6 protein-coding genes are annotated in these 6,219 nt (G+C 67.6%); 3 read left to right on the forward strand and 3 right to left on the reverse strand.

Annotated elements, in window-relative coordinates; genetic code table 11:
- Positions 1-33: 33 nt before the first annotated feature.
- The 3 genes from B2Y21_RS14070 (at position 34) to B2Y21_RS14080 (ending at position 3,966) form a co-directional block, all read left to right on the forward strand.
- Positions 34-1,014, forward strand: a complete 981-nt coding sequence (locus B2Y21_RS14070; protein ID WP_292060448.1) for a mechanosensitive ion channel family protein — start codon at positions 34-36, stop codon at positions 1,012-1,014.
- A 3-nt stretch (positions 1,015-1,017) separates the two neighbouring features.
- A complete protein-coding gene (locus B2Y21_RS14075) occupies positions 1,018-2,034 on the forward strand; it encodes a threonine aldolase family protein (protein ID WP_292060449.1) in 1,017 nt (338 codons plus the stop codon).
- Between the two features lie 99 nt (positions 2,035-2,133).
- A complete protein-coding gene (locus B2Y21_RS14080; protein ID WP_292060450.1) occupies positions 2,134-3,966 on the forward strand; it encodes an ABCB family ABC transporter ATP-binding protein/permease in 1,833 nt (610 codons plus the stop codon).
- Here B2Y21_RS14080 and B2Y21_RS14085 read toward each other — a convergent pair.
- From B2Y21_RS14085 to B2Y21_RS14095, 3 genes are all read right to left on the reverse strand, one after another.
- On the reverse strand, positions 3,963-4,442 hold the full coding sequence (locus B2Y21_RS14085; protein WP_292060451.1) for a type II secretion system protein GspK: 480 nt from the start codon (positions 4,440-4,442) through the stop codon (positions 3,963-3,965). The two genes, B2Y21_RS14080 and B2Y21_RS14085, sit on opposite strands and share 4 nt — an antisense overlap.
- Positions 4,439-5,014 carry a response regulator gene (locus B2Y21_RS14090; protein WP_292060452.1) on the reverse strand — a complete coding sequence of 192 codons (576 nt, stop codon included), beginning with the start codon at positions 5,012-5,014 and terminating at the stop codon, positions 4,439-4,441. The genes B2Y21_RS14085 and B2Y21_RS14090 overlap by 4 nt, the downstream gene beginning before the upstream one ends.
- 96 nt (positions 5,015-5,110) lie before the next feature.
- Entirely contained in the window at positions 5,111-6,061 is a 951-nt protein-coding gene (locus B2Y21_RS14095; protein ID WP_292060453.1) for an acetyl-CoA carboxylase carboxyltransferase subunit alpha, read from the reverse strand.
- Positions 6,062-6,219: the final 158 nt, after the last annotated feature.

A 6,219-nucleotide genomic window follows, 5' to 3' on the forward strand; every position in this document is an offset into this window, starting at 1 on the left:
TCCAATCGGCTGCATAGGCGTTAGACCCGGCTCATGCTCATGAATTTCCTGCAAACCCCTGTCGTCCTTGCCGAGCCCCTGGCTCAGGTGGTGGCCGCTGGCGAGCAGAAGTTGACCGTCGACGCCGCCATCCTGGCCAAGGCCATGGATATGCTGGGCGATTTCGCCATCAACCTGACGGTCGCTGCGATCATCTTCGCCGTGACGCTGATCGCAGCGCGTTGGGCGTCGAGCGCCGCGCGCAAGCTGCTGGGCCGCACCAAGGCCGTTCGGCGCGACCCGACGGTGCTGGCCTTCATGGTTCAGATCGTGCGGGTGGTGGTCATCATCATCGGCATGATCGCGGTGCTGCAGCGCCTGGGCGTGCAGACGACCTCCATCATCGCCGTTCTGGGCGCCGCCTCCCTGGCGGTCGGCCTGGCGTTGCAAGGCACGCTGTCGAACGTGGCGGCGGGGGTGATGCTGCTGGTCCTGCGCCCCTATCGCGTGGGCGAGGTCATCGACGTGGGCGGCGCTTCGGGCACGGTGCAGAAGCTGGACCTGTTCACCACCCAGCTGTCGAACGCCAACAACCACAAGATCGTCATTCCGAACTCCAAGGTGCTGAGCGATGTCATCATCAATCTGACGGGCCAGCGGACGCGCCGGATCGAGATCAAGTTCACCGTCGGCTACGGCGAGAACCTGAAGGAGGCGCGCGACGTGCTGGCGGCGGTCGCGCGGCTTCATGACAAGGTGCTGAAGGATCCGGCGACCTGGACGGGGGTGACGGCGCTGCTGGACAGCGCGGTCGAGATCACCCTGCATGCCTGGGTGAACAACGCCGACTGGTGGCAGACCCAGGCTGATTTGATGCAGTCGGGCAAGGAAGCCCTGGACGAAGCCGGCATCGAGATTCCCTTCCCGCACCAGGTCGAGGTGCCGGCGAAGGACGCCAAATTCGCGCGGGTCGTCATGGCCCCGATCCAGGATGGTGCGGTTCAGGGCGAGGCCTCTGACCAAGGGGGAGAATGAGCCGTGCGTTTTGATTTCGGTTCCGACAATACGACGGGCATGGCGCCCTCGGCGCTTCAGGCCCTGGTCGCCGCCAATGCCGGGTTCGCGCGGGCTTATGGCGCGGACGAAACCTCGACGCGCGCCGCCGATTTGATCCGACAGACGCTGGATGCGGACGCCGAGGTGCGTTTTGTCTTCAGCGGCACGGCGGCCAACGCCATCGGTCTGTCGATGTTGGCGCGACCCTATGAGGCGGTGCTGGCGCACCATGCGGCCCATGTCTGCACGGACGAGACAGGCGCGCCCGGATTCTTCGGTCAGGGCGTCGGCCTGATCGGCCTGCCGGGCTATTCAGGCAAGGTCGATGTGGCCGCGCTTTACGCCGCTCTGGAAGAACCCGTGGTGGGCCATCGTCAGCCGCCGGCGGCGCTCAGCCTGACCCAGACGACGGAATACGGAGCCGTCTATTCCGAGGAAGAACTGCGCCATTTGATCGAGCCCTCCAAGCGGGCGGGTCTGGGCGTACATATGGACGGGGCGCGACTGGCGAACGCCGCAGCGGCGGGCTTTGATCCCAAGGACATTCCGCGTCTGGGCGTCGATGTGCTGTCGTTCGGCGGGGCCAAGGCGGGCGCGCATTGCGTCGAGGCCCTGGTGATCTTCGACAAGACGTTGACCCGCCGCATCGACAACCGGCTGAAACAGGCAGGACAGACGGCGTCCAAGGGCCGGCTGCTGGCCGCGCCGATGCTGGGGCTACTGGAATCGGGCGACTGGTTATTGGGCGCCGCTCACGCCAATCTGATGGCGCAGCGCCTGGCCGACGGGATTGAGGCGAAAACGCCCTTCGTCCTGGCTCATCCGGTGGAATCGAACACCGTCTTCGTGCGGATGCCGGACGAGGCGCATCAGGCGCTGAACGCGGCGGGTTGGGCCTGCTATCAATTCGACGACGGCTCTGTGCGGTTCGTCTGTTCCTGGGCCACGGACGAGGTGTCGGTTGACGCCTTGATCGACGCCGTGGCGAGCCTGGATTGACGTGGCGGGCGCGTTCCGCCTCGGAAGGCATGATGGCGGCGGGACGTAACGATGCGCGGTGAACGCTCAGGACGACGCGGCGACGTCGCGACCAAAGCCATGAACGCCGGGACAGATCCTGCGCAACAGGAGGCGCCGCCGACGCTGGAGGCGCTGAAGAACCTGATCGGCGTGGTGGCCCGCTCGGGCGCGCCGCAATTGCCGTGGCGCGTGGCGGGGGCGATCCTGCTGACCCTGGCGGGCAAGGGGCTGGGCGTGCTGGCGCCGCTGGTTCTGGGCGCAGCGGTCAACCATCTGGCGGCGGACCAGGGGCCGGCGGCGTCGGTGGGGCTGGGCTTCGCCGCCTTCGCCGTGGGCTGGGCCCTGGTGCGCTTCCTATCGGCGGCGACGCCGCAGTTGTCGGACGTGGTGTTCGCTCCGATACGCGCGGCGGCTCAGCGCAAGACGGCGGCCGAGACGTTTGCTCACGCTCTCAGCCTGTCGCTGGACTTCCACCAGACCAAGCGATCCGGCGCCCTGTCGCGGGTGATGGACCGAGGCTCGCGCGCGGTCGACTTCCTGCTGCGCATCCTGATGTTCAACCTGGGCCCGACGGTGCTGGAGCTGGCGCTGGCGGCGGCGGTTCTGGGCGGCAAATACGACTGGCGGTTCGGCGCCGTGGCGGTGGGCGTGGTGCTGGTCTATGCGGTCACGACCTTCGCCATGGCCAACTGGCGGCTAGAGCATCGGCGCGCCATGAACGCGGCCGACAGCGAGGCGGCGGGCCTGTCGGTCGACGCCCTGCTGAACTATGAAACCGTCAAGTCGTTCGGCGCCGAGGGCCGGGCGGCGCAGGCCTATGAGGCGTCTCTGGCGACCTATGCGAAGGCGTCGCTGAAGGCGAACACCTCGCTGGCGACCTTGAACCTGATCCAGGGCCTGATCATGAATGTCGGCCTTGGGATCATGGCCGTCATGGCCGGGTTCGAGGCGGCGGCCGGGCGCATGGGGCCGGGCGATGTGACGGCGGCGGTGCTGATCATGATCTCCCTCTATGCGCCGCTGAATATTCTGGGCTTTGCCTATCGCGAAATCCGCCAATCCTTCATCGACATGGAGGAGATGCTTAAGGTGACGCGGCAGGCGCCGCAGGTGGCGGACGCGCCCGACGCCATCAATCTGCCGCGCCCCGAAAGCGGGCGAGGGGCCGAGGTCGTGTTTGACCATGTCGGTTTCCGGCATGACGCGCGGGCGGCGGGTCTGGACGACGTCAGCTTCGTCACGCCAGCGGGCACCACGACCGCCCTGGTCGGGTCGTCGGGGGCGGGCAAGTCCACCATCGTCAAACTGGCGCTGCGGCTGCTCGACCCGCAGGAGGGCGCGGTGCTGATCGACGGCCGGGACGCGCGCAGCGTGACACAGGCGTCGCTGCGGGCGGCCGTGGCCCTGGTGCCGCAGGACGTGGCCCTGTTCAACGACACCATCGCGGCCAACATCGCTTTCGCTCGGCCCGACGCGGACGAGGCGGCGATCTGGGCGGCGGCCGAGGCGGCGGAACTGGCGGACTTCATCCGCAACCTGCCCGAAGGCATGGACACGCGCGTCGGCGAGCGGGGTCTGAAGTTGTCAGGCGGCGAGCGTCAGCGAGTGGGCATCGCCCGCGCCCTGTTGGCTGATCCCTGCATCCTGATCCTGGACGAGGCGACCAGCGCGCTGGACAGCCGGACCGAGGCCGCGATCCAGAAGACGCTGCGCAAGGCGCGGACCGGTCGCACGACCCTGGTGGTGGCGCACCGTTTGTCGACCGTCGCCGACGCCGATCAGATCCTGGTGTTGAAGGCAGGCCGCATCGTCGAACGCGGCGCCCACCATGAGCTGGTGGCGCGTCAGGGCGGAGAATACGCGGCCCTGTGGCGCAAACAGACGCGCGGGGCGAAGACCCAGGCCGGTTAGGCTTCAGCCTCTCCGGCGCCGGGAACTTTGGCCTTGAGCACGTCCTTGAGGCTGTCCAGCACCTTGGCGCGGGCGTCGGCGGCTTCGGACGGCAGCGTCAGCAGCAGGCGCAGGGCCTGGGCGTGGACGGTGACGACGCGCCAGTCAAAGGCTCGGCCCTCGGGCGCGGCGTCGATCAGGTCGCATAGATTGGCTGCGGCCGCGCACAGGTCGTTGAGTTCAAACGGCCCGGCCGCGTCGATCACGGCGCTGGCGTGGGCATAGGCCTGATCCAGGGTGGTTTCGTCGACGCCGACGGGAGCGGGCAGGCCCGCCAGGGCCGTGACCTGTTCCTGAATGATCTCGCGGCTGCGGGCCTCCAGCCCGGCCAGATTGGCGCGGGCCTGGTTCAGGGCGACGCCGACGCTGACGCCGCCGGGCTGATCGACCAGAGTCGATAGGCGGCTGCGACGGCGATTGTGCGTGATGACCGTCATAGCTCCACCGCCGCCCTGCGTTCTTTTTCAAAGGCTGTCTTGCGGCGCTCTTCGGCCCGGCGCTCAGGGCCCGGCCAGGGCTCGCTGCGGAAGCGCCGGTCGGGACCGAAATAGTCGCCGACCTCCAGGAAGGGGCGGTTGTCCCGCGACACCCAGACGATGCGTTCCAGCAGCACGCCCGCGCTGAACGGCTTGGTGATCAGGAAGTTGGCGCCGCAGTCGCGCGCGTCCGACACCTTGGAGCGGCGCACGTGGGCCGCGGTCATGATGACGGGGCTGTAGGCGTTCGGCTCCAGCCCCGAGCGGCGCAGCCAGCGCACGAACTCATAGCCGCTCATGCCCGGCATCTCGCAGTCGACCAGGATCAGGTCGACCGGATGATTTTGTAGAATGGCGATGGCCTCGGCCGCGCTTTCGCAGGCGTGGCGAACCTTCATGCCGAAGCCGAGCAAGGCCTGGGCGGTCAGCTCCAGCGAAAAGGGCGAATCGTCGATGACCATCGTCACCGCGCCGTCGAAGTTGAACACGGCGCTTTCGCGCAGGGATTCGCCGACCCCGTTCATGCCGCGCATGGGAGCCTGCCGATGCGAGCGGAGGAAAACAGAACGAATCGCATGACGTCAGCTTCGGCGGCGTTGCGACGCCGCGCAATCGCGATCAGCCCCCGATCAACCCAGGCGGCCGATGGCGTAGAAGCGGTCGGCGCGTTGCTTCTTGAGCTGTTCGGCGGACAGGCCCGACAACGCCTTCAGTTCTTCTTCCAGAACGTGGCCGACGTTCTGCATGGCCTTTTCGCGATCGGCGTGGGCGCCGCCCAGGGGCTCGGGGATCACGCGATCGACGATCTTCAGCTCGATCAGGTCGGGCGCGGTGATCTTCATCGCATTGGCCGCGTCCTTGGCCCGCGTGCCGTCGCGCCACAGGATGCCCGCCGCGCCTTCCGGCGAGATGACCGAGTAGATCGAGTGTTCCAGCATCAGCACGCGGCTGGCGGCGGCGATGGCGATGGCCCCGCCCGAACCGCCTTCGCCCGTCACCGTGGCGATGGAGGGGACGCCCAAAGTCAGGCCGCGCTCGGTCGAGCGGGCGATGGCCTCAGCCTGTCCGCGCTCCTCGGCGCCCAGGCCCGGATAGGCGCCGGCGGTGTCGACGAAGGTCAGGACCGGCAGGCCGAATTGCTCGGCCATGTCCATCAGGCGGACGGCCTTGCGATAGCCTTCGGGGCGGGCCATGCCGAAGTTGTGGGTGATGCGGGTTTGGGTGTCGTGACCCTTTTCATGGCCCATGATCACGACCGGCTGGCCGCGGAATCGGGCCAGGCCGCCCAGGATGGCCTGGTCGTCGCCGAACTGACGGTCGCCGTGCAGCTCCACGAAGTCGGTAAACAGGCCATCGACGTAATCGACGAAGTGCGGGCGCTGAGGGTGGCGCGCGACCTGGGTGCGCATCCACGGATCAAGGTTGGCGTAGGCCTTGGTGCGCATGGCGTCGGCCTTTTTGCGCAGGGCGGCGATCTCGGTCTCGAACGATCCGCTGGTCGGCGCCAGCAACGACAGCTCGGCGATCTTGGCGTCCAGTTCGGCGATCGGCTTTTCGAATTCGAGATAGTGCGTGGCCATAAGGCGTCCGTGAGGAAGAAGCGCGCTTGGCGCTACGGAAGGCGGCGGAACCTAGAGCGCGGAACGTCTCGGAGCAAGCGCGGGTTCAGTCGTCTTTCGCCAGGGGATGGTTGGCGTGAACCACTTGAGACAGGCGGTCGACGGCGACATGGGTGTAG

The organism is Brevundimonas sp. UBA5936 (genome assembly GCA_002430835.1).
In the GTDB taxonomy this organism is placed as follows: Bacteria; Pseudomonadota; Alphaproteobacteria; order Caulobacterales; family Caulobacteraceae; genus Brevundimonas.